The organism is Microbacterium sp. AC132 (assembly GCF_979258525.1).
The window spans coordinates 487,252-510,376 of the sequence record NZ_OZ409862.1; the positions used below are offsets into that span (position 1 = coordinate 487,252).

At 69.2% G+C, this 23,125-nt stretch carries 20 protein-coding genes and 1 pseudogene; 12 read left to right on the top strand and 9 right to left on the bottom strand.

Going from position 1 to position 23,125, the window contains the following annotated elements; translation table 11 throughout:
* Positions 1–78: 78 nt before the first annotated feature.
* Positions 79–1,014: an N-acetylmuramic acid 6-phosphate etherase gene (gene murQ, locus ACZZZQ_RS02285; protein ID WP_056277815.1), complete on the bottom strand. Its 936-nt coding sequence runs from the start codon at positions 1,012–1,014 to the stop codon at positions 79–81.
* The gene (locus tag ACZZZQ_RS02290; RefSeq protein WP_295102514.1) at positions 1,004–1,954 is read right to left on the bottom strand and encodes a BadF/BadG/BcrA/BcrD ATPase family protein; all 951 of its coding nucleotides are present in this window, start codon (positions 1,952–1,954) and stop codon (positions 1,004–1,006) included. The genes murQ and ACZZZQ_RS02290 overlap by 11 nt, the downstream gene beginning before the upstream one ends.
* Before the next feature lie 79 nt (positions 1,955–2,033).
* Here ACZZZQ_RS02290 and ACZZZQ_RS02295 point away from each other — a divergent pair, with 79 nt between their 5' ends.
* Positions 2,034–2,888 (top strand): MurR/RpiR family transcriptional regulator, encoded by an 855-nt coding sequence (locus ACZZZQ_RS02295; protein WP_463506797.1) that lies wholly within the window; start codon positions 2,034–2,036, stop codon positions 2,886–2,888.
* A 10-nt stretch (positions 2,889–2,898) separates the two neighbouring features.
* Here the strand turns inward: ACZZZQ_RS02295 and ACZZZQ_RS02300 are convergent, their stop codons facing one another.
* Positions 2,899–4,041, bottom strand: coding sequence for a DUF998 domain-containing protein (locus ACZZZQ_RS02300; RefSeq protein ID WP_463506798.1), 1,143 nt, complete (start codon positions 4,039–4,041; stop codon positions 2,899–2,901).
* Positions 4,042–4,153: 112 nt separating this feature from the next.
* Here ACZZZQ_RS02300 and ACZZZQ_RS02305 point away from each other — a divergent pair, with 112 nt between their 5' ends.
* On the top strand, positions 4,154–5,110 hold the full coding sequence (locus ACZZZQ_RS02305) for an AraC-like ligand-binding domain-containing protein (protein ID WP_463506799.1): 957 nt from the start codon (positions 4,154–4,156) through the stop codon (positions 5,108–5,110).
* Positions 5,111–5,135: 25 nt separating this feature from the next.
* Here the strand turns inward: ACZZZQ_RS02305 and ACZZZQ_RS02310 are convergent, their stop codons facing one another.
* On the bottom strand, positions 5,136–5,528 hold the full coding sequence (locus tag ACZZZQ_RS02310) for a hypothetical protein (protein WP_053095459.1): 393 nt from the start codon (positions 5,526–5,528) through the stop codon (positions 5,136–5,138).
* Positions 5,529–5,746: 218 nt separating this feature from the next.
* On the opposite strand from ACZZZQ_RS02310, the gene ACZZZQ_RS02315 reads away from it, so the two are divergent.
* From ACZZZQ_RS02315 to ACZZZQ_RS02345, 7 genes are all read left to right on the top strand, one after another.
* A complete protein-coding gene (locus ACZZZQ_RS02315) occupies positions 5,747–6,538 on the top strand; it encodes a MoaF C-terminal domain-containing protein (protein WP_463506800.1) in 792 nt (263 codons plus the stop codon).
* Between the two features lie 31 nt (positions 6,539–6,569).
* Complete coding sequence (locus ACZZZQ_RS02320) at positions 6,570–6,959, top strand: nuclear transport factor 2 family protein (RefSeq protein ID WP_072590934.1); 390 nt, start codon at positions 6,570–6,572, stop codon at positions 6,957–6,959.
* A 36-nt stretch (positions 6,960–6,995) separates the two neighbouring features.
* Positions 6,996–8,165: an ABC transporter substrate-binding protein gene (locus tag ACZZZQ_RS02325; protein ID WP_463506801.1), complete on the top strand. Its 1,170-nt coding sequence runs from the start codon at positions 6,996–6,998 to the stop codon at positions 8,163–8,165.
* Positions 8,166–8,236: 71 nt separating this feature from the next.
* Positions 8,237–9,097 carry an ABC transporter permease subunit gene (locus ACZZZQ_RS02330; RefSeq protein ID WP_463506802.1) on the top strand — a complete coding sequence of 287 codons (861 nt, stop codon included), beginning with the start codon at positions 8,237–8,239 and terminating at the stop codon, positions 9,095–9,097.
* Complete coding sequence (locus ACZZZQ_RS02335; protein ID WP_463506803.1) at positions 9,084–10,856, top strand: branched-chain amino acid ABC transporter ATP-binding protein/permease; 1,773 nt, start codon at positions 9,084–9,086, stop codon at positions 10,854–10,856. The genes ACZZZQ_RS02330 and ACZZZQ_RS02335 overlap by 14 nt, the downstream gene beginning before the upstream one ends.
* A complete protein-coding gene (locus tag ACZZZQ_RS02340) occupies positions 10,853–11,545 on the top strand; it encodes an ABC transporter ATP-binding protein (RefSeq protein ID WP_053095453.1) in 693 nt (230 codons plus the stop codon). The genes ACZZZQ_RS02335 and ACZZZQ_RS02340 overlap by 4 nt, the downstream gene beginning before the upstream one ends.
* A 45-nt stretch (positions 11,546–11,590) precedes the next feature.
* Positions 11,591–12,241: an HAD-IA family hydrolase gene (locus ACZZZQ_RS02345; protein WP_463506804.1), complete on the top strand. Its 651-nt coding sequence runs from the start codon at positions 11,591–11,593 to the stop codon at positions 12,239–12,241.
* 61 nt (positions 12,242–12,302) lie between these two features.
* On the opposite strand, the gene ACZZZQ_RS02350 is transcribed toward ACZZZQ_RS02345, so the two are convergent.
* The 3 genes and pseudogenes from ACZZZQ_RS02350 to ACZZZQ_RS02360 form a co-directional block, all read right to left on the bottom strand.
* Positions 12,303–13,811, bottom strand: coding sequence for an HNH endonuclease signature motif containing protein (locus ACZZZQ_RS02350; RefSeq protein WP_463506805.1), 1,509 nt, complete (start codon positions 13,809–13,811; stop codon positions 12,303–12,305).
* 295 nt (positions 13,812–14,106) lie between these two features.
* Positions 14,107–14,922 (bottom strand): annotated as a pseudogene (locus tag ACZZZQ_RS02355) (SDR family NAD(P)-dependent oxidoreductase).
* Between the two features lie 72 nt (positions 14,923–14,994).
* A complete protein-coding gene (locus ACZZZQ_RS02360; RefSeq protein ID WP_463506806.1) occupies positions 14,995–15,741 on the bottom strand; it encodes an SDR family NAD(P)-dependent oxidoreductase in 747 nt (248 codons plus the stop codon).
* Positions 15,742–15,984: 243 nt separating this feature from the next.
* On the opposite strand from ACZZZQ_RS02360, the gene ACZZZQ_RS02365 reads away from it, so the two are divergent.
* Genes ACZZZQ_RS02365 through ACZZZQ_RS02375 form a run of 3 tightly spaced genes read left to right on the top strand, consistent with a single transcriptional unit; the run spans position 15,985 to position 19,960 of the window.
* Positions 15,985–17,442, top strand: coding sequence for an APC family permease (locus ACZZZQ_RS02365; protein WP_056277523.1), 1,458 nt, complete (start codon positions 15,985–15,987; stop codon positions 17,440–17,442).
* 33 nt (positions 17,443–17,475) lie between these two features.
* The gene (locus ACZZZQ_RS02370) at positions 17,476–18,315 is read left to right on the top strand and encodes a molybdenum cofactor biosynthesis F family protein (RefSeq protein ID WP_463506807.1); all 840 of its coding nucleotides are present in this window, start codon (positions 17,476–17,478) and stop codon (positions 18,313–18,315) included.
* A 1-nt stretch (position 18,316) separates the two neighbouring features.
* A complete protein-coding gene (locus ACZZZQ_RS02375; protein ID WP_463506808.1) occupies positions 18,317–19,960 on the top strand; it encodes an amidohydrolase in 1,644 nt (547 codons plus the stop codon).
* A 181-nt stretch (positions 19,961–20,141) separates the two neighbouring features.
* On the opposite strand, the gene ACZZZQ_RS02380 is transcribed toward ACZZZQ_RS02375, so the two are convergent.
* Entirely contained in the window at positions 20,142–21,605 is a 1,464-nt protein-coding gene (locus ACZZZQ_RS02380) for a GMC family oxidoreductase (protein ID WP_463506809.1), read from the bottom strand.
* Positions 21,602–23,047, bottom strand: coding sequence for an aldehyde dehydrogenase family protein (locus ACZZZQ_RS02385; protein ID WP_463506810.1), 1,446 nt, complete (start codon positions 23,045–23,047; stop codon positions 21,602–21,604). The genes ACZZZQ_RS02380 and ACZZZQ_RS02385 overlap by 4 nt, the downstream gene beginning before the upstream one ends.
* Positions 23,048–23,125 lie beyond the last annotated feature (78 nt).

A 23,125-nucleotide genomic window follows, 5' to 3' on the forward strand; every position in this document is an offset into this window, starting at 1 on the left:
CCGCGGCGTCGGCCTCGGCGGTCGACGCCGCGTCGTCATCGGGAACGCCCTGGCGGAAGCACGCGGCGAAGGTACCCCTCACGACAGTGCGGCGATCGCGACACGGAGGATGCCGTCGGCGCTGTCGAGCGCGTGGGCCGAGGCTTCTGCGGACGCCCCCGTGGCGACCATCAGGATCGCGAGCTTGACGGATCCCCCCGCCGCATCCAGGGCGGCGGAAGCCTGGTCGACCTCTGCGCCGGTGAGCTCCGTCACGGTGCGGATCGAGCGCGCGCGCAGCTTCTCGTTCGTCGCCTGAAGATCGACCATCACGCCGTGATAGGTCTTGCCGAGCTTGATCATCGACAGCGTGGTGAGCATGTTCACGACGAGCTTCTGGGCTGTTCCCGACTTCAGACGCGTCGATCCCGAGATGAACTCGGGCCCCGTGACCACCTCGATCGCGATCTCGGCGACCGCACCGATCTCGGATGCCGGATTCGAGGCGATCGCCACGGTGAGCGCGCCGACTCCCCGAGCGAACTCCAGACCGCCGACGACGTACGGGGTGCGACCCGACGCCGAGATCCCGACGACGGCGTCGCGCTCGGTGAGGCCGAGCTCGCGCAGCGAGGCCGCTGCCGCCGCGTCGTCGTCCTCGGCATTCTCGACCGCCGACCGGATGGCCGTCTCGCCTCCGGCGATCAGCCCCACCACCATCGAGGGGTCGGTGCCGAAGGTCGGCGGGCATTCGCTCGCGTCGAGAACTCCGACGCGGCCTGCGGTGCCCGCCCCGAGATAGATGAGTCGTCCGCCGGCGCGGAAGCGGGCGGTGATGCCGTCGACCGCCGCGGCGATCTCCGCACTCCGCTCGCCGACGGCCGCCGGCACACGATGATCTTCCGCGTTCATGCGCCGCACGAGCTCATCGGTGTCGAGCAGATCGAGGTCGCCGCGATCGGTCGTCGACGCCTCGGTGCCGAGCGTCGAGAGGACGTCGAGGAGCGCAGTCAGTCTGGCGTGTTCATTCGGCACGATGCACGAACCTTTCGTGGGGAAGATCGGTGCGCTCCGCGAGCAGGAGCGCACCGTCGAGGGCGTCGCCGGAGGAGACGACGACCGTGCGGTCAGCGGCGCGGAGCGCCTGGGCGAGCGACGAGCGGAACCAGACATGGTCGGTGAGCCCTCCATGCAGGGCGACCTCGCGACTGCTCGAGGACGCCGCGATCGCCGACGCGACGAGCAGGCGGATGCCCTCGGCGGCGATGTCCGCGGAGACGGCGTCGCCGCTCTGCGCCGCATCTAGGAGCAGCGGCGCCAGAGTCGCGAGACGGCGAGGCACCGGCCCGTCCATGGAGATCCAGGCGGGAACCGCGGCGGGCTCGCCGATCGTCGCCGCGACCGCATCGGTGAGCACGGTCTCGACCGCGAGCCCGACCGAGGCGCGCAGGACGGCACGCAGCGCCTCGCGCCCGAACCAGGATCCGCTGCCGAGGTCTCCCAGCTCGGGCCCCCACCCGTCGACCAGCGTCGCCACCTCGCCGTCGATGCCGAGGGCCGCAGCGCCCGTTCCGGCGATCAGCAGTACGCCCGCACCGCCCCCGAGCGCTCCGGCATGAGCGGACACCACGTCGGAGGTCACCGCGACGGGCACGTGAAAGGCATCGGCGAGGACGGCGGCGAGCTCTGATGCGGCCTCGGGGGCGGCCCAGGCTCCGGCCGCACCCACCGAGACCACGGAGATCTGTGCATCGAGATGATCTCTCATCGGCAGAATCGCGGCGAGAGCTGCGTCGACGCCGCCTGCGGCCGCGAGCCCGGGAGCCCCGATCCCGTCGTACACGGGACGCCGGGGCACTCGACGCTCATCGGCGGCAGAGACGACGCCAGAGTCGACACCGGATGATTCGGCGATCACGGCCCGGCAGCGCGACTTGCCGAGGTCGACGGCGACGAGAGCATGCGAAGAGGGCATGGAAATAGTCTACGCACGAGCATCCGATCATGAAAGAATTGTTCACACGCCCGAAATCCGCCTCTGACGCAGGAGAGCCATGAGCATCCAGACGACGATCGCCTCGGCCGCCGAGAAGCTGCCGCCGTCGCTGGCCCGCATCGCTCGGACGATCGCCGATGATCCCACCATCGTCGTCGACAGCACGATCACCGAGATCGCGGCGAGGTGCCACACGTCGGTCGCCTCTGTCGTCCGCTTCTGCCGCACCATCGGCGTGAACGGCTACGCCGCGCTGCGGATGGCGCTGGCCACAGAGCTCGGTCGCGAATCCGTGCAGTTCCCCGCGGCATCCGGTTTCGGATCCGAGATCTCCGCGGCCGACACCCTGCGGGAGGCGACCGCGAAGGTCGCCGCACTCGAACTGCTGGCCATCGAGGAGACCGTCGCGAACCTCGACTACGACGAGCTCGCGGCCGCGGTCGAGGCGATCGACGACGCCGACCGCGTCCTGCTCTTCGGGATCGGCGCGAGCGGACAGGCGGCTGCGGATCTCGGCCGCAAGCTGCTCCGCATCGGACACGCGGCGATCGTCCTGACGGACGCGCACGAGGCGAGCGCCGCCGCATCGCTCGGAGCAAGGAAGACCGTGGCGATCGGGTTCTCCCACTCGGGAACGAGCCGCGAGACCGTGCACTTCCTCCAGACGGCACGGGCTGCATCCGGCACCACGATCGGCGTCACGGGTGGGCCGGCCTCGCCGCTCGCCGAGAACTGCGACCACGCTCTGCTCACGCGGGCGCGTGAGCCTCGCCTCCGCGCGGGCGCGATGGTGAGCCGCATCGCGCAGCTCGCACTGGTCGACTGCCTGTTCGTCGGCGTCGCCCAGCGCCGGCACGCGCACACCATCCATGCGCTGCAGCGCACGGCGGATGCCACGCAGCCGCTGCGCTGAGGACCGACGCTCAGGCCGGGGTCGGACCGGGCCGCTGCCCCGCGTGCACGGGCCCGGCGGGGTGCGCTGATGCGGCGGGGTGCACCGATCCTGCGGTCCGGAGGAACACGATGATCCAGCTGAAGATCAGCACCGCCGCGATCAGCTCGACCGCCGTGAGGTTGTAGTAGCCGACGGCGAAGAACACGCCGAGCAGCACGATCACGAGCACGTAGATCCACCCGAGCACCACGAACACCCGTGGGATCGTGCGCACGAACCAGGGCAGCCCGACGACGATCACGGCGAACGCGACGGTCATCCCGGTGGCGACGGTGTTGTGCACGAGGAAGAACTCGTCGACCGGGAAGATCCCGACGCACGCGAGGAAGATCCCGATCAGGATCAGCCCGCCTCGCACCACGCGCCGTCCGCGACGATCGACGTGGTCGTCGACCGGCAGCCCCGCCGTGGCATAGCGGGCGATCGTCGTCACCAGGACCCCGGCGATGATCAACGTCGCGTTGAACGCCAGAGACGCGCTGTTGCTGCTCATCCCCAGCGCCGACAGGTTGTCCTGCCACCAGTGCACATCGCTGGAGGCGAGCATCGCCGCGAAGGCGCCCACCACGAGGAAGACCGCCAGGACGAGGGAGAGCACCATCGGCGTGAGCGCCACCGCGCTCAGGAACGTCACATAGGCGGTGAGGGCGAACGCGACGGCCACCAGGATCGCCCCGGGGAAGGCGAACACCGGGGCGTCGGTGAAGCTGCGATCGAGCAGTTCGGCGATTCCGAGCCATCCGAGGTACGCGATCGCGGCGTGCGCGAAGGCGATGGCGGCCAGGTCGTACCAGCGGAGCCGATCCCCGGGGACGCTGAATCCATCACGGGTGCCGTCCGGCGCGACCGCCGCCGGTCGCACGACGAGACGCCCGAGCGCGAACGCCAGGACGGCGGTGATCGCGCCGCCGTAGGCGGCGAACGCGCCGATCGATCCGGTGCCGCTGATCGCCATCTCCTGACCCCAGAAGACCGGCCACCCGATGGCGAAGCCGAGCACGAAGAACACCGCCCCGACTATGAGCGCGGTGGCCTCGAAGACCGCATCCGCTGTGTCGGGTCCGCGCAGCTGACGCAGGACCTGCATGACCTTCTCGCCGAGATATCGCATCACTGGCCTCCGCCCACATCATAGAAGCCTCGCCCTCCGGACCGCGCCGGTGATAGCATCACGGCACGGATCGTATACAACGTCGTCGTTCCACCACCCGAGGTGATCAGTCATGAACGGTGCACTCGCCGCCCCCGCCGAATCGGTGTCGACGCTCGTCGCGCGCAACATCAGCGAGTTCCGGGCCGCCGTCTCGGAGTCCTTCGTGCCGCTCCAGGTGTCGACGGACGGGCCCGACCACTTCCGCGGGATCATCCGCGGCGCCTCAGTCGACGAGGTGCACGTCAACGAGGTGCGCGCCACCTCGCACGTCGTCGAGCGGACACCCGAGCTCATCGCACGCAGCGACCGGTCGTACTTCAAGCTGAGCCTCATGCTCGCCGGCACCGGGATGCTGATCCAGGACGACCGGGAGGCCGTGCTCCAGGCCGGCGATCTCGCCGTCTACGACACCGACCGCCCGTACTCGCTGGTCTTCGACGACGACTTCCGCACGATGGTCGTGATGTTCCCCAAGCACCTGATCAGCCTGCCCTCCGACATGATCGGCCAGCTCACCGCGGTGCGCATCTCGGGTCAGGGCGGTCTCGGCGGAATGGTCGTGCCGTATCTGACGCAGCTCGCAGGCAACCTCGACCAGCTCGCCGGCACGACAGGGGCACGACTGGCGCACAGCGCGCTCGACCTCGTCACGACGGTGTTCACCCGCGAGCTGGGCCTCGACGAGGTGTCGGCCGACCCTCATCGCGCGCTCGTGCAGCGCATCCGCTCGTACATCGACCGCAACCTCGCCTCGACGGATCTCGGACCCGCGACGATCGCATCGGCGCACTTCATCTCGACCCGTCACCTGCACGGCCTGTTCCAGGAGCAGGGCGTGACGGTGTCGACCTGGATCCGCACCCGCCGCCTCGAGCAGTGCCGTCGCGATCTGCTCGACCCGATGCTCGCCGACCGGCCCGTCGCCGCGATCGCGGCCCGATGGGGCTTCGTGGATGCGGCGCACTTCAGCCGCGCGTTCAAGTCGGCGTTCGGCATCTCCCCCAGCGAGTACCGCGCGGCGCACTGAGCGCAGCGCAGCGGGAGAACGTCCGTCAGGGGACGTAGACCGGCGGCGCGAACATCGTGCCGCCGTACAGCATCTGCACGGCGACGAAGCCCGGCAGCGACACGGCCGCCACGAGCGCGAGCGCGAGCATCGCACTGAGAAGCACCCCGCGGCGTCCTCCGTCCCGGACGGCGAAGAAGGCGCCGATCGCGATCAGGGCGTGGAGCACCAGCACGGGCACGAGGCCGATGGTGAACCCCCAGCCCTCCATCGTCGACCCTGCGGAGACGGCCTTCGACTGCTCGCTGAACTCCTCCTCGTACGACATCCCGCACCAGACCCACGCGACGGCGAAGAACAGGAGAGCGAAGAAGACGGATGCCGTCCAGGCGACCGCCTTGACCGCCGGCGAGAGGGCGGCCCGGGGTTCTGTTCGCATGACTCATCCTGACACCCGCCCGGAGCCGCGCCGCTGACGCCACGGCGGATTCCCAGGCCCGTCCTTGCTCTGCAGGGCACGCCGGTTGACTGTCGGCGCGCGATGGCGCCGCTTCACTTGAGCGGATGCCAGGGCGAGCCGGAGCATGAGGCAAGCACACCGCGAGGATGCGGTGCCCGGGGCGAGGACGCTCCGCCGCATGCGACGTCAGGACTCCCATGACCGCTCCCGTCACGACCGATCCCGCACTCGACGAATGGCGCACGTACGACGAGTTCGCCGCCGGGATCGACACCTTCCGACTGCCGAACGCCTCGCTGTCGGGCACCGCGCTGACGCTCACGCTCGACGATGGATCCGCGCTGGCGCTGACGTTCGATGCGGTCGCTGTCACCTGGTCAGGACTCGGCGAGTCGGGCACCGACCCGTACGACGCCGTCGCAGTGCGCGACGACGTCATCTTCGTGAACATCCCGCTCGAGAGCCGTGAACGCGAAGCGATCACCGTCGTCTATTCGACCTCGACCCACCGGGCCACCGTCGTGCGATCACGCATCGCGCCCGAGGCTGTCGAGGGCACACCGCAGGTCGGTCAGGACTTCTGGGCGGCGACGACCGATGCCGGTCCCGCGACGGGCGAGGTGCCGGGGCCGAGCCGAGACCTCATCGGCAAGCGCAACATCTATCGGTACAGCCCGCACCACCTCTACGAGCACGTCTACATCTCGAGCCGGCGCTACGCCTGGCAGTGCCTCGAGGGCGTGCAGCGGGGCCACGGCGACATGGACCTGTCGACCGTCTGGAAGTTCGCCGACGGCCTCTACCTCTTCTGCTTCCGGGAGTTCCGCATCGCGGTCGCGAGCGTCTGGCTGCACGACCTCGGCTACCAGCTCATGACGACGGGGATCTTCCTCGGCCTCACCGGCGACGGCGCCGCGGAGCACTCCCGCGGCGGCGGTCACATCTATCCGCTCGGGTCCGTCGACTACCCCGACGCCCAGCCCGTCTGACCCCGCGACGAGATCCAGGAGAGGACCTCCCATGAGCAACGCCGACATCATCGCAGCGCACTACGCGGCCAGCGACCGCGGCGACCTCGACGGCATGCTGGCGCCGCTCGCCGACGACGTGAGCTGGACCGAGGCCGCCGGTTTCCCGTACGCCGGCACGTACATCGGGCCGGATGCGGTCGCGGCAGGCGTCTTCCAGCGCATCCAGGACGAGTGGGACGACTACACGGTCGCGATCGACGAGGTCATCGACGGCGGGGACGTGGTCGTCGGCATCGGCACCTACTCGGGCACGTACCGCGCGACCGGCCGATTCTTCGCGGCACGTGTCGCGCATGTCTGGCGCCTGGCCGATCACCGGGTCGTCGCGTTCGAGCAGTTCACCGACACCGAACTGGTCAACCGCGCGCTGCGCGACTGACCGCAGCACCACAAGCACACGAGAGGCAGGAATCACATGAACAAGCGAGTATCCGGCACTGCGGCGCTCATCGCCGTGGCAGCCCTCACTCTGGCAGGTTGCGCCGGCGGAGACGGCAGCGGAGGTGGCGACGGCGCCCCGATCGTCGTCGGCTCCGTGAACACGATCAGCGGTCCGGCGACGTTCCCCGAGGCGTCGCAGGCGGCGGCCGCGGTGTTCGACGCCTTCAACGAGGCCGGAGGCCTCGACGGACGCACCATCGAGTACAAGACCCTCGACGACAAGGGCGACCCGGCCACAGCCACCGCGTCAGCCCGAGAGCTCGTCGGCAGCGACGGGGCCGTCGCGCTGGTCGGATCAGCGAGCCTGATCGAGTGCGAGATCAACGCGAAGTACTACGAGCAGGAGGAGATCCTCTCGCTGCCCGGCATCGGAGTCGATACCGGCTGCTTCGCGAGCGACAACATCTCCCCCGCCAACGTCGGTCCGTTCAACGACATGACCCTCACGCTGCAGTACGGCTCGGAGGTGCTCGGACTCGACGACATCTGCATCCTGCTGGAGATCGCAGGATCCACCCGACCCACCTACCAGGCGGCGATCGACAAGTGGACCGAGATCACGGGCAAGGAGCCGAAGTACGTCGACGACACCGTGCCGTACGGCGCCTCGGACTATACGCCCTACATCGTGAAGGCCCGCGAACAGGGCTGCAAGGCGCTCGCGATCAACCCCGTCGAGCCCGACGCGATCGGCCAGGTCAAGGCCGCGAACGCGCAGGGCTGGGACGACGTGACCTGGCTCTATCTGACGAGCGTCTACAGCGAGAACTTCGCGGATGCGATCGATGACGCCGGGGCCGGCATCTACGTGCCCGCCGAGTTCTACCCGTTCACGGACGACGACGAGATCAACACCGACTGGCGGGAGCTGATGGAGGCCAACGACATCCCACTCACCTCATTCAGCCAGGGCGGATACCTCGCCGCGACCTACTTCATCGAGGTGCTCGAGGGCATGGACGGCGACATCACCCGCGAGACGGTCACCGAGGCGCTGCGCGGAATGGATCCGATCGAGAACCCCATGGTCGGAACGCCCTACGCCTTCGGCACGCAGAACACCGCGGGATGGCCGATCATCCTCGAATCCGGCACGAACGCCTGGGAGAAGGTCGCCGACGACTGGCTCCGCATCGGCGAGTAGCCGCCCTTCACCTGCCGCCGAGCGCATTCTCGGCGGCAGGTCCTCTCCCCTCTCATCAGAAAGGACGCCTCATGCTGCAAGGCGCCATCGCCGGTCTCGCCGCCGGCGGTCTCTATGCGGTCCTCGGAGTGTGCCTGACCCTGATGTCGCGCCTCGTGCGGGTCGTCAACTTCGCCCAGGCCGCGACCGGGATGTTCGGTGCCTTCAGCGCCGTGTGGTTCGTCAGCGAACTGGCGGTGCCGATCTGGCTCGGCTCCGTGCTCGGCGTCGTCGTCGGCGGGGCGCTCTCCGCCACCATCGGGTGGATCGCCGCGACCTGGCTCTCCGAGGCCTCCACCACCACTCGCTCGGCGATGACCGTCGGTCCGCTTCTCCTGCTCATCTCGATGTCGTTCATCCTGTTCGGCAACAAACCGCAGCCGTTCACCCCGATCATCGCGGGCCCCGCCTTCTCGTTCGGGGGCGTGGTGATCAGTCAGGTCACCGTCGCCACCGTCGCCATGGCGGTCGTCACGGCGGTCGTGGTGCGGATCGTGCTGCGCCGGACGAGAGTGGGCACGCAGCTGCGCGCGCTCTCCGAGCGCCCCACCACCGCCGAGCTGCTCGGCATCCGTTCCCGTCCGCTCTCCATCGCGGTGTGGTTCGTGACCGGTGTAATCAGCGCGATCGCCATCATGATCGTGGCGCCGTCGCAGTCGAACGACGCGACCAGCCTCGCGATGCTCATCGTCCCCGCCGCAGCCGCTGCGCTGCTCGGCGGCTTCCGCCGTCTCGACCTCGCCGTCGTCGGCGGAGTCGTACTGGGCGTTCTGGGAGGGCTCGTCGCGCAGATCGACGAGGTCGCGCTCGTGCGCAATTTCCTCCCGTTCCTATTCATCGTCGTCCTGCTCCTGTGGACGCAGCGCAAGGAGGTGTGGGATGCCGCTCGCTGACCGTCCCTGGTTCCGTCTGTCCTGGCCCCTCGCCGTCGCCGCCGCCGCGGTCGGACTGGGTGCCATCCTGAGCGCGGCGCTTCCGGGCTACTTCGTGTTCCTCGCGATCAGCGCAGTCGTCGCGGCCATCGCGATCCTGGGACTGGGCATCGTCACGGGCTCCGCCGGCATGATCGCGCTGTGCCAGCTCACGTTCGCCGCCGTGGGCGCCTGGATCGTCTCGCTGCTCAACGTCATGCAGGCGCCGGGCGGCTTCGTCGTCTGGCTCCTCCTCGGCGGCATTGCCGCCGGTCTTGTGGGCATCCTCGTCGGGCTCCCCGCGCTGCGGCTGCGCGGCGTGAATCTCGCCGTCGTCACGCTCGGCTTCGCTGCGGCGGCGGATGTCACCCTCGTGCAGATCCAGTTCCCCGGGTCCGCCGACGGCACGGCTGTCGAGCGCCCGACGCTGTTCTCGAACGATCGCGAGTTCTTCTTCCTCTCGGTCGTGGTGCTCGCCGTCTGCGCGCTGGGAGTCTTCTTCCTGCAGCGCGGACGGTGGGGCTCGAGCTGGAAGGCGGTCGCCTTCTCGGAACGCGGCACCGCGGCCGCCGGGCAGAGCGTGCAGAGCGCCAAGCTCACCGCGTTCGCCGTCTCGGCCGCACTGGGAGGCATCGCCGGAGGACTCCTCGCCGGCCAGGTGCAGCTTCCGTTCGCATCGAGCTTCACCCCGTTGCAGTCGCTGGCGCTCTACGTCCTCGCCGTCATGTCGGGGGCCCATCTGATCGACATGGCGATCCTCGGCGGCATCCTCTGGGTGCTCGTGCCCGAGCTGCTGAAGCGCTGGGGCGTTCCCCAGGACTGGGCGTTCGTGGTCTTCGGCGTGCTCGGCGTGCAGGCGCTCACCAGCGGGACCAACCTCGGTCAGGGCATCCGCAATCTCATCTGGAAGCGCGCGGATCGCAGGACCGCCTCGGCGAAGCTGACCGCGCTGCCTCCCGATGCGGATGCCGAGGATCGGGCGATCACGACAACGACCACCGCGACGGTCGATGAGCGCGCGCTCGATGGTGCACCCGTGCTCACTGTCGACGGACTCACGGTGCAGTTCGGTGCTCTCACAGCGTTGGACGATGTGTCGTTCCAGGTGCCGGCGGCGTCGATCATGGGCCTGATCGGTCCGAACGGGGCAGGCACGTCGACGTTCGTGGATGCGATCAGCGGGTTCCTGCCGAAGCACGGCGGTCGAGTACTGCTCGGAGATCGTGATCTCGCCGGCCTGTCTCCGACGCGTCGCGCCCGGCTCGGGCTGCGCAGGACCTTCCAGCAGGACAGGGTCCCGCCGTCGCTCACGGTCGGCGCGTACGTGAGATTCGTCGCTCGACGCCGACTCGCCGCATCCGACATCGATGAGGTTCTCGAGTTCTTCGGATGCCCGCCGGCGGGTGCGCGCCTGTCGAGCGTCGACGTCGGCACCAGGCGACTCGTCGAGGTCGCGGCGAACGTGATCTCTCGTCCGCGGCTGCTGATCCTCGACGAGCCCGCGGCCGGCCTGTCGCACGATGAGCACCTGGCTCTCGCCGCGCGTCTGCGCGAGCTGCCGGCCCGGTTCGGCGTGGCATTGATCATCATCGAGCACGACCTCGATCTCGTGCGCTCGGTGTGCCCGACGCTGACTGTGCTCGACTTCGGTCGAGTGCTCGCGAGCGGTCCGCAGGCCGAGGTGCTCGCGAACCCGGAGGTCGTGAAGGCGTACATGGGAGAGACGGAGCTGCTGAAGTGAGCGAACTGGTGCTGGACGGGGTGACGGTCAGCCGGGGCGCGGGGCCGGTGATCTCGGATGTGTCGCTGACCGTGCGCGGTGGCGAGGTGCTGGCGCTCGTCGGACCGAACGGGGCCGGCAAGACCAGTCTGATCGAATCGGTGTCGGGGGTGACCCCGCACTCCGCGGGATCGATGATGCTCGACGGCGAGCCGCTCGACAAGCTGTCCCGGGTGTCGAGAGCGCGGCGCGGCATCGTGCACATCGAGCAGGGGCGAGCGGTGTTCCCATCGCTGACCGTGCGCGAGAACATCTCGCTCACCGCGCGGACGCCTGCGGAACAGGATGCGGCGCTCGCGCAGTTCCCTGAGCTCGAGAAGCGCATCGACTCCCCCACCGCGCTGCTGTCGGGTGGCGAGCAGCAGATGGTGGTGCTGGCACGTGCCTTCGCCGCGAAGCCGCGGATCCTGTTGATCGATGAGATGTCGCTCGGTCTCGCGCCTGTCGTGTTCATGCGGCTCATGCCGATCGTGAAGTCGATCGCCGAGTCGGGCGTCGGGGTGCTGCTCGTGGAGCAGTTCACGCAGCTCGCCCTGGGCCTGGCTCGCGAGGCCGTGGTGGTGGCCGGTGGGCGCGTCTCCTTCCAGGGCACCGCCGAGGCGTTGAAGGAGGATTCGCAGCTGCTGCACCGCGCGTACCTCGGTGGGTAGCGCCGTCAGGTCGGGCTTCAGATGCTGCGGCAGTAGCCTGAGGGGATGACCGAGACCATCAGCGCCCGCGCCGTCCTGCTCGACATGGACGGCACTCTCGTCGATTCGACGGCTGTCGTGGAACGGCTCTGGCTGGCGTGGGCCGAGCCCCACGGAATCGCTCCCGAGACTGTCTTGCGCGTCGTGCACGGCCGGCAGGGGCATCAGAGCATGGCGATCATGCTGCCGGAGCGCGACCACGAGATCAACATCCGCGAGAACGCGGTGATGCTCGCGAACGAGAGCAAGGATGTCGATGGCGTCATCCCGATCGAGGGTGCGGACGCCCTGCTCGCCGCCCTGCTCCCCTACCCCCACGCGATCGTCACCTCGGCCGATGTGACGCTGATGAACGCGCGGATGGGCCAGGCCGGCCTGACCGTGCCCGCACTGACGGTCACGGCCGAGAACGTGTCGGCCTCCAAGCCCGACCCCGAGGGCTTCCTGCTGGGTGCGGAGCTGCTCGGCGTCGACCCCGCCGACTGCGTGGTGTTCGAGGACTCGGGCGCCGGCATCCAGGCCGCGCATGCTGCGGGGATGCGGGTCATCGGCGTGGGCGCGCACGCGACGTCTCATCAGCCGACCTTCCATGTCGATGACCTCTCCCAGGTGGCCGTGATTCCGACGGCGGACGGTTTCGAGCTCGCGATTCGCTGATGCGCTGATGCGCTGATGCGCTGATGCGCTGCTGCGGTCGCATCGGTGACGATCACCCGCGTCATCCGGTGCGGGCGAGCGGCACGGTGAGTGTGAGTCGGGCCACGCTGAGCCTCGGTGTGCGCCATCGTTCGTCGGGATCCCACCATCTCGGTCCTCGTACCTGCGGGACCCCGTCGTCCATGCGGATCTCCCACCCCGAGGTCCCGAGGGATCGGTGGTGCCACCAGCACAACGGCACCCCGTTGTCGGTATGCGTCGGACCACCCCTGGCATGCTCGACGACATGGTGGATCTCGCACCACGACGCGGGAACGTGGCACCCGGGGATGAGGCACTCCTTGTCGCGGGCGATGATCGCCCGGCGTTGGTGCACGGTGAACACCCGGTCGGTGGTCGTGATCCCGATGATCCTGCCCTCATCCACCAGCACCCGTTGAATCGTCCCCGCGCATCCGACGTGCGCGGCGACGGAGACCGGGACGTGGGCACCGGATCCGGGGATCGTCGCCCACCCACCGTTTCCCATTCCGCCCACGAGATCCTTCGCGTCGACGTTCACGACGAGGACCGGCGCGGAACCGCCGAGGGTGGGCATGTCCTTGTGTCGCGCGGCGATGGCGAACACCATCGCGAGGGCGTCGTGACGCTTCTGCGCCGCGGAGCGGTCATCGAGTACACACCGCGGATCCGAGTTGAACGGATCCGTATCGTCACCGTCCGCACCAGCACCAGCACCAGCACCCGCACCAGCACCCGCACCAGCACCCGCGCCCTCGCTCGGGGCGAAGTGCACTCCGGGCACGGGCGGGCCGTCACCTTTGGGGTTGAGGATCGCGTCCAGGATCAGCTGCAGCTGCGCCGCGACGTCCGGGGTCAGATACCCGCGGATCGCGTGCACGCCGTGCGTGAGACGGCCGATCGTGATGCCCCGCCGGCGCCGGGAGTCCTCATCCTTGGGTTCTTCCCCATCGGGGTCGAACATCGACGCGAGATCCTCGGCGAGAGCTTTCAAGTCCTGCGGGGTCGGCGCCGGACCCGGCTCATCAGCCTCCAGGCCCTCATCATCAGCGTCGACCACGACGCCGTGGCCGCGGGCACACCCCGCCAACGCGACATCCGCCGCCAACCGCTGATCCACCGTCAGCCGATCCCACACCTTCTCGATCGGCCCCGTCGCCGCAAGAAACCCGGCCACGCCGACCACCCCATCCAGCAACGCGAGACGCAACTCCGACCACCGGGCCGGCATCCTCTCCCCCGCCAGACTCACCGGACGCCGCACCAGATCGACGACCCTGTCGACCCGGGACGCGCCCCGCACATCCACCGACACCGTCCGCTGCAACAGCTCGTTCAGGCCACGGCACCCCGCCGAATGCGGAAAGTCCGCCGCGTCGCCCGTCGCGACCGTCTCGACAATCACGGCCTCCGCGCGGCGGAAGACAGCACCCGCACCCTGCAGAACAGTCACCCGATCCGCATCCGACAACCCCGCCAGCGCGTCATCGGACAGCACCGTGTCGAGGTCGGCGATGACCCGATCCAGAAGCTCCGCAGTGCTGTTCATACCCCCTAGTCAACCCCGGGCCACCGACATCCGAGACCCGAAACCACCCCGAATTACCCCAGATCAGATCCGTATTCCAATCTCCCGGAATGGCACAGCGCAGGCGCCCAGATCGCGCGAGAGATGCAGGGGAAACCCCCAAGAGGCGCGACCGACAGGAGGAAGCGGGGAAGAGGCGAAAGACGGGATACGTGAGAACGGAGAACACAGAGGCGTCATCGGAGCGCTAACGACCGAACCAGAACGAGAGCGCCCACGCCGGGGACGACCGACCAGGCACCCGAGCGACCGCCTCCTACATCCCCGCCCGGTCGAAGGCGATCGTCGGCACATCAACGACGTGTGACCCGCCATCCGCCACGATCACGGCACCGGTGACGTACGACGACTCCCCCGATCCCAGGAACCGCACGACCGACGCGATCTCCGCCGGCCGAGCCGGGCGCCGCAGCGGCACATCCGCCGTGACGGTCGCATAAGCCTCTTCCCGCGAGCCCAGCCCGGCATGGGTGGCGAACTCGTCCATCTCGTCGTCGGCCATCGGCGTCTGCACCCACCCTGGGCACACCGCGTTGACGCGCACACCCTACCTTCCGTAGTCGCGGGCGAGGGTCCGCGTCAGCCCGATCAGCGCGTGCTTGCCCACGGTGTATCCCGCCACCGACGGACCCGCGAAGAGACCTGCGAGAGACGACACGATCACGATCTGCCCTTTCGCCTCGATCAGCGCAGGCAACGTCTCTCGCGCCATGACGAACGCCGTGGTGAGGTTCGCGCGGATCGCCGCATCCCAGCTGTCGTCGTCGGTGTCGGCGACCGGCGAGAAGCCGTGTCCGCCGGCATTCGCCACCAGCACGTCGAGGCGCCCGAATGTCGCGAGCACCTCCGCCACCGCTGCCTGCGCCGATGCGGTGTCCGCGGCATCCGCGATGATCGGATGCGCGCCGACGGCGTCGGCCACGGCGCGCAGCGGCTCGGGCCGACGCCCCACGACCACGACGTGCGCCCCTTCAGCGGCATACCGTTCGGCGATCGCCGCCCCGATGCCGGTACCCCCGCCGGTGATCACGATGACCCGCCCGGAGACCGTCGATCCCACTGCACTACCCATGTTCGCTCCTGTTCTCGCCGCGCTCACGCGCTCTCGCCGCGCTCGTGCGCGGGTCCGTCGTCCCCGTGACCATCAGGCCGGGAATCCTGATCGGGCCGAATACCCGAAATCACTGAGGATGGTCGTGCCGTTGATCGCTCTGCTCCGCGGCGACACCAGATACAGCACGTGTGAAGCGACGTCCTCGGGCGTCTGCACCTCGAAAGCCGGGGAGACGAACGCGTGCTCCCCGAGGTCTCCACGGCTCATCGGGGTGTCGACGATCGACGGCGCCACCGTGTTCACCCGGACATCAGTGCCGGCGAGATCCACCGACAACGATCGCCCCAGCTGCACGAGCGCGGCCTTCGATGCGCAATAGGGCGCCATGCCGGGCGACGACACGAACGCCGAGTCGCTCGCGAGCAGCACGACGGATGCCGAAGGCGACGCCCGCAACGCGGGAAGGACCTGCGCGAGAACCAGGAACGCCCCCGTGACATTGACCGCGAACACGGCGTTCCAGTCGTGAAGCGAGATCTGCTCGATCGTCGATCCGACCGGACCCGAGATCCCCGCGCAGCACACGACCGCATCCACCCCGCCGAGCTCCTCGACGGACGTGGAGACCGCCAGCGCGACCTGTGTCTCGTCGGTGACATCGACCACCCGGACCACAGCGTCACCGCATCCGCGTGCCGTCTCTGCGAGCGCAACGGCATCCCGATCGAGGAGCGCCACGCGCACCCCCTCCGCGGCGAGCGCGCGGGCGGTCGCGCGGCCGATACCGCTCGCGGCGCCGGTGATCAGCGCGGTCGTGCCCGTCAGCTGCAGGTCCATGATCTCCTCGAGACATCGCCGCGGCGCCGGCGGCGCTCCGCGAGGACGGCGGTGTCATCACCGTCATCCTGCTCCGCCGGATCCGGGCCGGGAACACGACCAGGACGGCTGTGCGCGCTGGCACCATCGTCCTTCGCTCAGGGTCAACCGCCGCGCTCCCGGCACGAGCAGACTCGCTGTATCGACGAACCCCTCGTCGTCGATGCCGTGCCGACACGGCCGTCACCGAGCAAAGGAGCCGACGTGGCAGACCCGATATCTGCGTCCACGACGCAGCAGGACCACACCTCTCTTCGACCCGGCGCGCTGGGCGTCGCCGGGATCGTCTTCCTCGTGCTCGCCGCCGTCGCACCACTGACCGGCATCGTCGTGGTCGCCTCGCTGGCGATCGCCCTCGGAAACGGCGGCGGCACGCCGATGGCCTTCTTCATCGTGGCCGCGATCCTGCTGCTGTTCGCCGTGGGATACGCGCAGATGTCGAAGCAGCTGGTCAACGCCGGCGGCTTCTACGCCTTCGTCGTGAAGGGCCTCGGTCGCACCGGCGGTCTGGTCGCCGGCCTCATCGCCACGCTCGGCTACAACTTCTTCGTCGTCGGCACGATCGGCACCAGCGGCTTCTTCATGCAGAACATCATCCGCGACCTCACCGGCCTCGACGTGCACTGGCTCATCTGGGGTCTGCTGTCGATCGTCGTGTGCTTCGTGCTCGCACGGGTCGGGGTGGACTTCTCGTCGAAGATCCTCGGTGTGTGCCTGGTGCTCGAGGTGCTGATGCTCGTGGTGTTCGACGTGTCGGTGCTCGTGCAGACCGGATACGACGTGGCCGCGTTCAGCCCGGAAGCCGTGTTCTCGGGGTCGCTGCCGATCGGCCTCCTCCTGGCCGCGACGGGCTTCCTCGGCTTCGAGGCGACCGCCCTGTTCAGCGAAGAGGCGAAGCAGCCGCTGCGCACGATCCCGCGGGCGACGTACACCTCGATCATCGCGATCGGCGTGATCCTCGGCGTCACCACCTGGGCTGTTGTGAGCGCGACCGGCGTCGCGCAGGCGCAGGCAACCGCTCTCGAACACCTGCCGACGGGCGACCTGATCTTCATGCTGTCGCAGCAGTACCTCGGCGGTCCGTTGACGACCGTGATGATGATCCTGCTGCTGGTCAGTCTGTTCGCGGCGATGCTCGCGTTCCACAACTCCGCGACGCGCTATCTCTACTCCCTGGGGCGCTCGCGCATCCTGCCGCACGCGCTGGCCCGCACCCGCCGCAACGGCGCCCCGCAGCTGGCCGGGATCGTGCAGGCATCGTTCGCGGCGCTCGTCGCGATCATCTTCGCGATCGCCGGTGCCGACCCCATCCTCACGCTCGTGCCGGCGATGCTCGGCTTCGGCACCCTGAGTGTGCTGATCCTGCAGGGGCTCGCCGCGATCTCGATCGTCGTGTACTTCCGCCGTGCCGGCGATCCACGATGGTGGAGCACCTTCATCGCACCCGGAATCGGATTCCTCGGCATCGCCGCGATCTCGGTGCTGGCGATCGTGAACTTCAACATCGTCGCCGGATCCGAGGAGCTCGCCATCCGTCTCATGCCGCTGCTGCTCGTGGTGGCGCTGATCGGCGGCATCGTCTACGGCGCGTATCTCAAGCGCTCCCGGCCCGCCGTGTACGAGGGCCTCGCATCCGACCTCGAGCGTTTCAGCGACCGCTGACGCTCCCGCAACCCCACTCACCTGAGGAGAGACATGACGACCCTGAACCCCGCAGACACCTCCACCTGGCTCCCGCTCGAGGGCCTGGCTCCCGGCTTCGACGCGAACAAGGCTCCGCATACGACCGCGTTGAGCGGTCGGGAGATCACCGTCGTGGACGCACGGGGAACCCGCATCTCGCACCGGTTCGCCGACACCACGGTCGCGTGGGACTACCGGCCCGGTGCCGACGACACGACAGCACCCGCCTCCGACACCGACGACTACGAGGCGTTCGAGGTCGACGACGACCTGTACTTCGTGCAGTTCCATCACGACTACCTGCCGAACGAAGCAGTGTCTCTGATCGTCGACCTGCGCCACGGCCGCGCCCTCGCCGTCATCTCGGTGATCCTGCCCGCGCCCGAGCAGGGACGCACCCGCGTGCAGCACGTCTTCGCGCCGAGCATCATCGACGGAGCGACCGTGACGGGTGCAGAGCCGGCGCCGACGACGACGCTCATCGGTCGCCGGGTCGAGTGGATCTACAGCGAGGAGCACGCCTACGAGCACGTGTACCTCTCGGAGCGCTGGTACTCATGGCAGTGCCTCGCCGGCCCCGAGCGCGGCCTCGCAGACACCGACGAGAACAGCGTGTGGGAGGTGCGCCCCGGGATCTACGTCTTCGCGTGGCGCGAGAAGGTCATCCCCTGCGCATCGGTCACGATCGCCGACCATCGGGACGTGAACGCGATCCGCTCGCACGGGGTGCTCTTCGGGCTCGACGAGTCGGGTGAGGTGCCCACGCACTTCACGTTCGGCGCTCACGGCCGACTGCTCTCGACGACCCATCACGCGAACGGCCTCGAGCCGGCGCTCTTCGGAACCCTCTGAGATGACGACGGCCGAGCTCATCGTGACGGGCTCGGTGATCCGCACGGCGGATCACCGAGCACCGATCGTCGAGGCGTTCGCGGTGCGCGACGGGCGGATCCTCGACGTCGGCACGCGGGCCGAGATGGACGCGCACCGCGGACCGGACACGAGGATGCTGGATGTCGGCGATGCCGCGGTCTACCCCGGCTTCGTCGACGTGCACAACCACCACGCTCTCGCCGGGCGCACCGAGCTGTTCGAGCTCTCGCTGCCGCCCTCGCTGGGCCTCGACGACATCCTCGACCTGGTGCGCGAGAAGGCCAGCGCGCTGCCGCCCGACGCGTGGATCGTGGGCGGCCCGGTGTCGACAACTCTGCTGCCCGGCCTCGCGAACAGCGCGATCAGGCAGCGTCTCGATGAGGCGGCCGGCGGTCGCCCCGTCGTCCTGGTCGAGGACTCGAGGCACAACAGGTGGGCGAGCACGCGGGCGCTGCAGCTCGCCGGGATCACCGCCGACAGCATCCCCTCCGGCGGAGTCACCGTGCTCGATCCCGATGACGGCACGCCGACCGGGGTGCTGTTCGAGGCAGCGGGAATCCCGGTGCAGGAGGCCTACGATCGCAGCGGTGGGCTGACGGGCGAGCAGCACGTGGCCGCGTCGCGCCGCGGCGTCGAGATCCTCAACTCCTACGGCATCACGACCTTCCAGGATGCCGGAGTGTCGACCGACATCCTCGCCGCCCTCGCGACCCTCGACCGGTCGCACGAGCTCACCGCCTGGGTCGTCTCGTCGCTGCTGATCAACGATGAGATCTTCGGGTTCGATCCGATCGGCACCCCGCTCATCGATCTCGGTGAGCAGTTCCGCACCCCGCACCACCGGCCCGACTTCGTGAAGATCTTCCTCGACGGAGTGCCACCCGCGCGCACGGCGTCGTTCCTCGAGCCGTACATCGCGGATGCCGTGCACGGTGCGCACTTCCACGGCGAGACGACGATGGACTTCGACGAGCTGCACACCTGGCTGCGGTCGGTGGCCGAGCGCGGACTCGGCGCCAAGGTGCACTGCACGGGAGACGGATCGGCGCGTCTCGTGCTCGACGTCGCCGAGCGCATCCGGTCCGACGGCTTCACCACCCCGATCCAGATCGCGCACGGCCAGTTCCTCGCCGACGACGACATCCCGCGCTTGCGAGCCCTCGACGTCTCGGCCGACATCTCGCCGTTCATCTGGTTCCCGGGTGTGATCCCGCAGGCGCTGGCCGAGGTCCTCGGCGACCGCGCCGAGCATTCGCAGCCCAACCGTGCCCTGCTCGACGCCGGCGCGCTCGTCGCCGGCGGCTCGGACTGGCCGGTGAGCGAATCGCCGAACACCCTCGAGGGGCTGCAGGGTCTCGTCACGCGCGCCGATCCTCTCGGCCGAGCGCCCGGCGTCCTCTGGCCCGAGCAGGCGATCACGGCGGAGGAGGCCCTGCAGGTCTTCACGATCAATGCCGCGACCGCGATGGGCCTCGGCGCGGAGACCGGATCGCTGACGCCGGGCAAGTCCGCGGACTTCGTCGTGCTCGCCCGAGATGCGATCGCCGGCCCGGCCGACGAGATCGTGCACACTCCCGTGCGGTCGACGTGGTTCGCCGGTCGCGAGGTGTACTCCGCGGGCTGATCACGTCGCCTGGCGTGCGCGTCTTTTTCCTGCGGGGTCGATGACGCACCGCTCAGCAGCGATTCGGATGCGTTGGTGACCCCGCATGCGGGACGACACGCAGGTTCGACCTCGCACGCCGGATGAGACGCTGATGCCCCTTCCCCCTACTCGGCAGGAGGGGGCATCGCGAGCGTCGACGTCAGCGTCCGAGCAGGAACCTCGCCCCCAGCTCGCCGATCATCGCCGCGGGGGCGTTGGTGTTGCCCGTCGGAACGGTGGGGATCACCGACGCGTCGATCACGCTCAGCCCCTCGAGACCGCGCACCCGCAGCAGAGGGTCGACCACCGCCTCGGCATCCGATCCCATCCGGCAGGTGCCGACCTGGTGGTGGTAGGTGATGGCCGTGCGGCGCACCCAGTCGTCGATCCCGTCGTCCGACACGTCGGGGCCGGGGTACACCTCGGTCGCTCCCCATTCCTCGGCGAGCGCCGGCTGCGCGCCGATCCGGCGGCACTGACGAACCGATGCCGCGAGCGCTGCCACGTCCCTGTCGTCTTCGAGCGCGGCGAGGTCGATCAGAGGCGGGTCCGCGAGATCCGGACCGGACAGGGTGAGCCCACCGCGGCTGTACGGCGTCACGAGACCGGCCATGAGGGTGAATCCGTCATCCCCTCGAGGTTCGAGCTCGCCCCACATCGGCACCGAGAAGTGGATGGGCTGAGTGTCGGGCTCGGCGAGGTCGTCGCGGCTGCGCCAGAACAGGTGCGACTGCGTGACCGAAGCGCCCGGCTGCGGCGGTCCGACCGGCCTCTCGGTGGTGAAGATGACCGGTGAGAGCAGATGGTCGTGCAGGTTCTTGCCGACGCCCGGTGCATCCAGCACGACGGGGATGCCGAGCGCGGCGAGCTCGTCGGCGGGACCGATGCCCGAGCGCAGGAGGATCACGGGTGATCCGATCGCACCGGCCGACAGCACGACCTCGTCGGCGAAGACCTCCTCGGAGTCGGCGCCCGAGCCGAGTCGGACTCCGACGGCGCGGCCCTCCTCGACGATCACCGAATGCACCTCGCGCTCGGTGAGGATCGTGAGCCTGTCGACGACCGGCTGCGCGTAGGCCATCCACGTGTTCACCCGCCGGCCGTCGCGGATCGTCACCTGCTGCTGCGAGACGCCGTCGAGGGTGCCGCCGTTGTAGTCCGGGTTGCGGGGCAGCCCCTCTTCGACGGCTGCGTCGATGATCGAGGCCTGGATCGGCGAGAGCTCGTAGTCGTCGGTGACGGGCAGCACATCGTGCTCGAGCGCGGCGAAGACGGGTTCGACCGTGTTCCAGCCCCACCCCGTCGCGCCCGCGCGTTCCCAGGCGTCGTAGTCGGAGGCGGCGCCGCGCACCCAGATCATGGCGTTGAGCGCATGCGAGCCTCCGGTGACCTTCCCGCGCGGCAGGTGCAGTCGGCGTCCGCCGGCGTGCTTCTGCGGAACGGTGAAGAAGTCCCAGTCGTCGGCGGAGTGCCACAGCTCCCCCGCCCTCGACGGGTCGTGGATCGCCGGATTCGCGTCGTATCCTCCGGCTTCGATCAGCGTCACCTCGACGCCGGCGTCCACCAGGCGTCGCGCGACGATCGCGCCCGAGGTCCCGGCCCCGACGACGATCGCGGTCCTCATGCCTGCGCCTTGCGGCCCGGCCCCGACACGACCTGCGTCACGGCGACGGACTTGAGCCCCTCGACACCGAACTCCAGGCCGTAGCCCGAGCTCTTCACGCCGCCGAACGGCACCATCGGGTGCAGCCCGCCGTGCGAGTTGATCCACACCGTGCCGGACTCCATGCGCGTCGCGGCCTCGCGGGCGGCGTCCGGATCGCTCGACCACACCGATGCGCCGAGACCGACGTCGACCGAGTTGGCGAACGCGAACGCCTCGTCGACGTCGCTGTACCGGATCACCGGCAGCACCGGGCCGAACTGCTCCTCCTGCACGAGGGCCGCGTCGTTGTCGATGTCGGCGACGATCGTGGGGCGATAGAAGAGCTCGCCGAGCTCGGGAGCCGCCTCGCCGCCCGTGACGACACGGGCGCCGCGTCCCTTCGCCTCGTCGACCAGGCGCGACACGATGTCGAACTGGGCGCGATTCTGCAGCGGACCCAGCACGTTGTCCTCGTCAAGCCCGTTGCCCATCGGGACGGATGCCGCGATCTCGGCGAGCGCGGTGACGACCTCGTCGTAGACGGAGTCGTGCACGTAGAGGCGCTTCATCGCGGCGCAGGTCTGACCGGTGTTGATGAAGGCGCCCCAGAAGAGGTCCTGCGCGATCGCCGACACATCGGTGCCCGGCAGCACGATGCCGGCGTCGTTCCCGCCGAGCTCGAGGGTGAGGCGGGCGAGGTTGCCTGCCGAGCTCTCGATGATGCGTCGCCCGGTGGCGGTGGATCCGGTGAACATGATCTTGTCGATGTCGGGGTGCGAGGCGAGGCGCGCACCCACCTCGCGATCGCCGGAGACACCGATCAGAACGTCGGCGGGCAGCACGTCGTTCATCACCGCCAGCATCGCGAGGACGCTCAGGGGCGTGTACTCGCTCGGCTTCGCGACGACGGTGTTGCCCATCCGCAGCGACGGACCGATCTGCCAGATAGTGATCATGAGCGGCCAGTTCCACGGACCGATCGCGCCGACCACTCCGGCGGCCTTGTAGACGAGCTCGGCGTGCAGGGTCTCGTCGTCGACGAGCACCTGCGACTCGAGCGGGATCGACGCATTGGTGCGCAGCCAGGCCGAGCACGCACCCAGTTCGAAGCGCGCGTTGGGGCCGTTCAACGGCTTGCCCTGCTCGCGCGAGAGCAGGTGCGCGAGCGCCTCGGCGTTCGCGTCGATCGCATCGGCCGCAGCGATCAGCAGCTCGCTGCGCTTCGCGTGGCCGAGGGACTCCCAGCCGGGCTGAGCGGCTCGCGCTCGCGCGATCGCATCGTCGAGGTCGCTGACCGAGTGCTCGGGCGCACGACCCATGACCTCGCGTGTGGCGGCATCCGGGATGTCTCGCCCCGCGCCCTCCGGCGCCTGGATGCGGTCGAGCAGCGCGGCGGCTGCGGATGCGGCGGATTCGGACATCGGGACTCTCCTTCGAGCGGGACGCATGCCAAGGATCTGGCGGGTCGTCTCATTGTCGAACGCGATGCGGCAGCCCAC

What these genes read in the sequence shown, in the direction of transcription:
- ACZZZQ_RS02325 (WP_463506801.1), top strand. Translation starts at nt 6,996, where the DNA reads ATGAACAAGCGAGTATCCGGCACTGCGGCGCTCATCGCCGTGGCAGCC.
- ACZZZQ_RS02370 (WP_463506807.1), top strand. Translation starts at nt 17,476, where the DNA reads ATGACGACCCTGAACCCCGCAGACACCTCCACCTGGCTCCCGCTCGAG.
- ACZZZQ_RS02300 (WP_463506798.1), bottom strand. Translation starts at nt 4,041, where the DNA reads ATGCGATATCTCGGCGAGAAGGTCATGCAGGTCCTGCGTCAGCTGCGC.
- ACZZZQ_RS02315 (WP_463506800.1), top strand. Translation starts at nt 5,747, where the DNA reads ATGACCGCTCCCGTCACGACCGATCCCGCACTCGACGAATGGCGCACG.
- ACZZZQ_RS02335 (WP_463506803.1), top strand. Translation starts at nt 9,084, where the DNA reads ATGCCGCTCGCTGACCGTCCCTGGTTCCGTCTGTCCTGGCCCCTCGCC.
- ACZZZQ_RS02380 (WP_463506809.1), bottom strand. Translation starts at nt 21,605, where the DNA reads ATGAGGACCGCGATCGTCGTCGGGGCCGGGACCTCGGGCGCGATCGTC.
- ACZZZQ_RS02320 (WP_072590934.1), top strand. Translation starts at nt 6,570, where the DNA reads ATGAGCAACGCCGACATCATCGCAGCGCACTACGCGGCCAGCGACCGC.
- ACZZZQ_RS02385 (WP_463506810.1), bottom strand. Translation starts at nt 23,047, where the DNA reads ATGTCCGAATCCGCCGCATCCGCAGCCGCCGCGCTGCTCGACCGCATC.
- ACZZZQ_RS02330 (WP_463506802.1), top strand. Translation starts at nt 8,237, where the DNA reads ATGCTGCAAGGCGCCATCGCCGGTCTCGCCGCCGGCGGTCTCTATGCG.
- ACZZZQ_RS02305 (WP_463506799.1), top strand. Translation starts at nt 4,154, where the DNA reads ATGAACGGTGCACTCGCCGCCCCCGCCGAATCGGTGTCGACGCTCGTC.
- ACZZZQ_RS02375 (WP_463506808.1), top strand. Translation starts at nt 18,317, where the DNA reads ATGACGACGGCCGAGCTCATCGTGACGGGCTCGGTGATCCGCACGGCG.
- ACZZZQ_RS02345 (WP_463506804.1), top strand. Translation starts at nt 11,591, where the DNA reads ATGACCGAGACCATCAGCGCCCGCGCCGTCCTGCTCGACATGGACGGC.
- ACZZZQ_RS02350 (WP_463506805.1), bottom strand. Translation starts at nt 13,811, where the DNA reads ATGAACAGCACTGCGGAGCTTCTGGATCGGGTCATCGCCGACCTCGAC.
- ACZZZQ_RS02310 (WP_053095459.1), bottom strand. Translation starts at nt 5,528, where the DNA reads ATGCGAACAGAACCCCGGGCCGCCCTCTCGCCGGCGGTCAAGGCGGTC.
- ACZZZQ_RS02290 (WP_295102514.1), bottom strand. Translation starts at nt 1,954, where the DNA reads ATGCCCTCTTCGCATGCTCTCGTCGCCGTCGACCTCGGCAAGTCGCGC.
- ACZZZQ_RS02360 (WP_463506806.1), bottom strand. Translation starts at nt 15,741, where the DNA reads ATGGACCTGCAGCTGACGGGCACGACCGCGCTGATCACCGGCGCCGCG.
- ACZZZQ_RS02295 (WP_463506797.1), top strand. Translation starts at nt 2,034, where the DNA reads ATGAGCATCCAGACGACGATCGCCTCGGCCGCCGAGAAGCTGCCGCCG.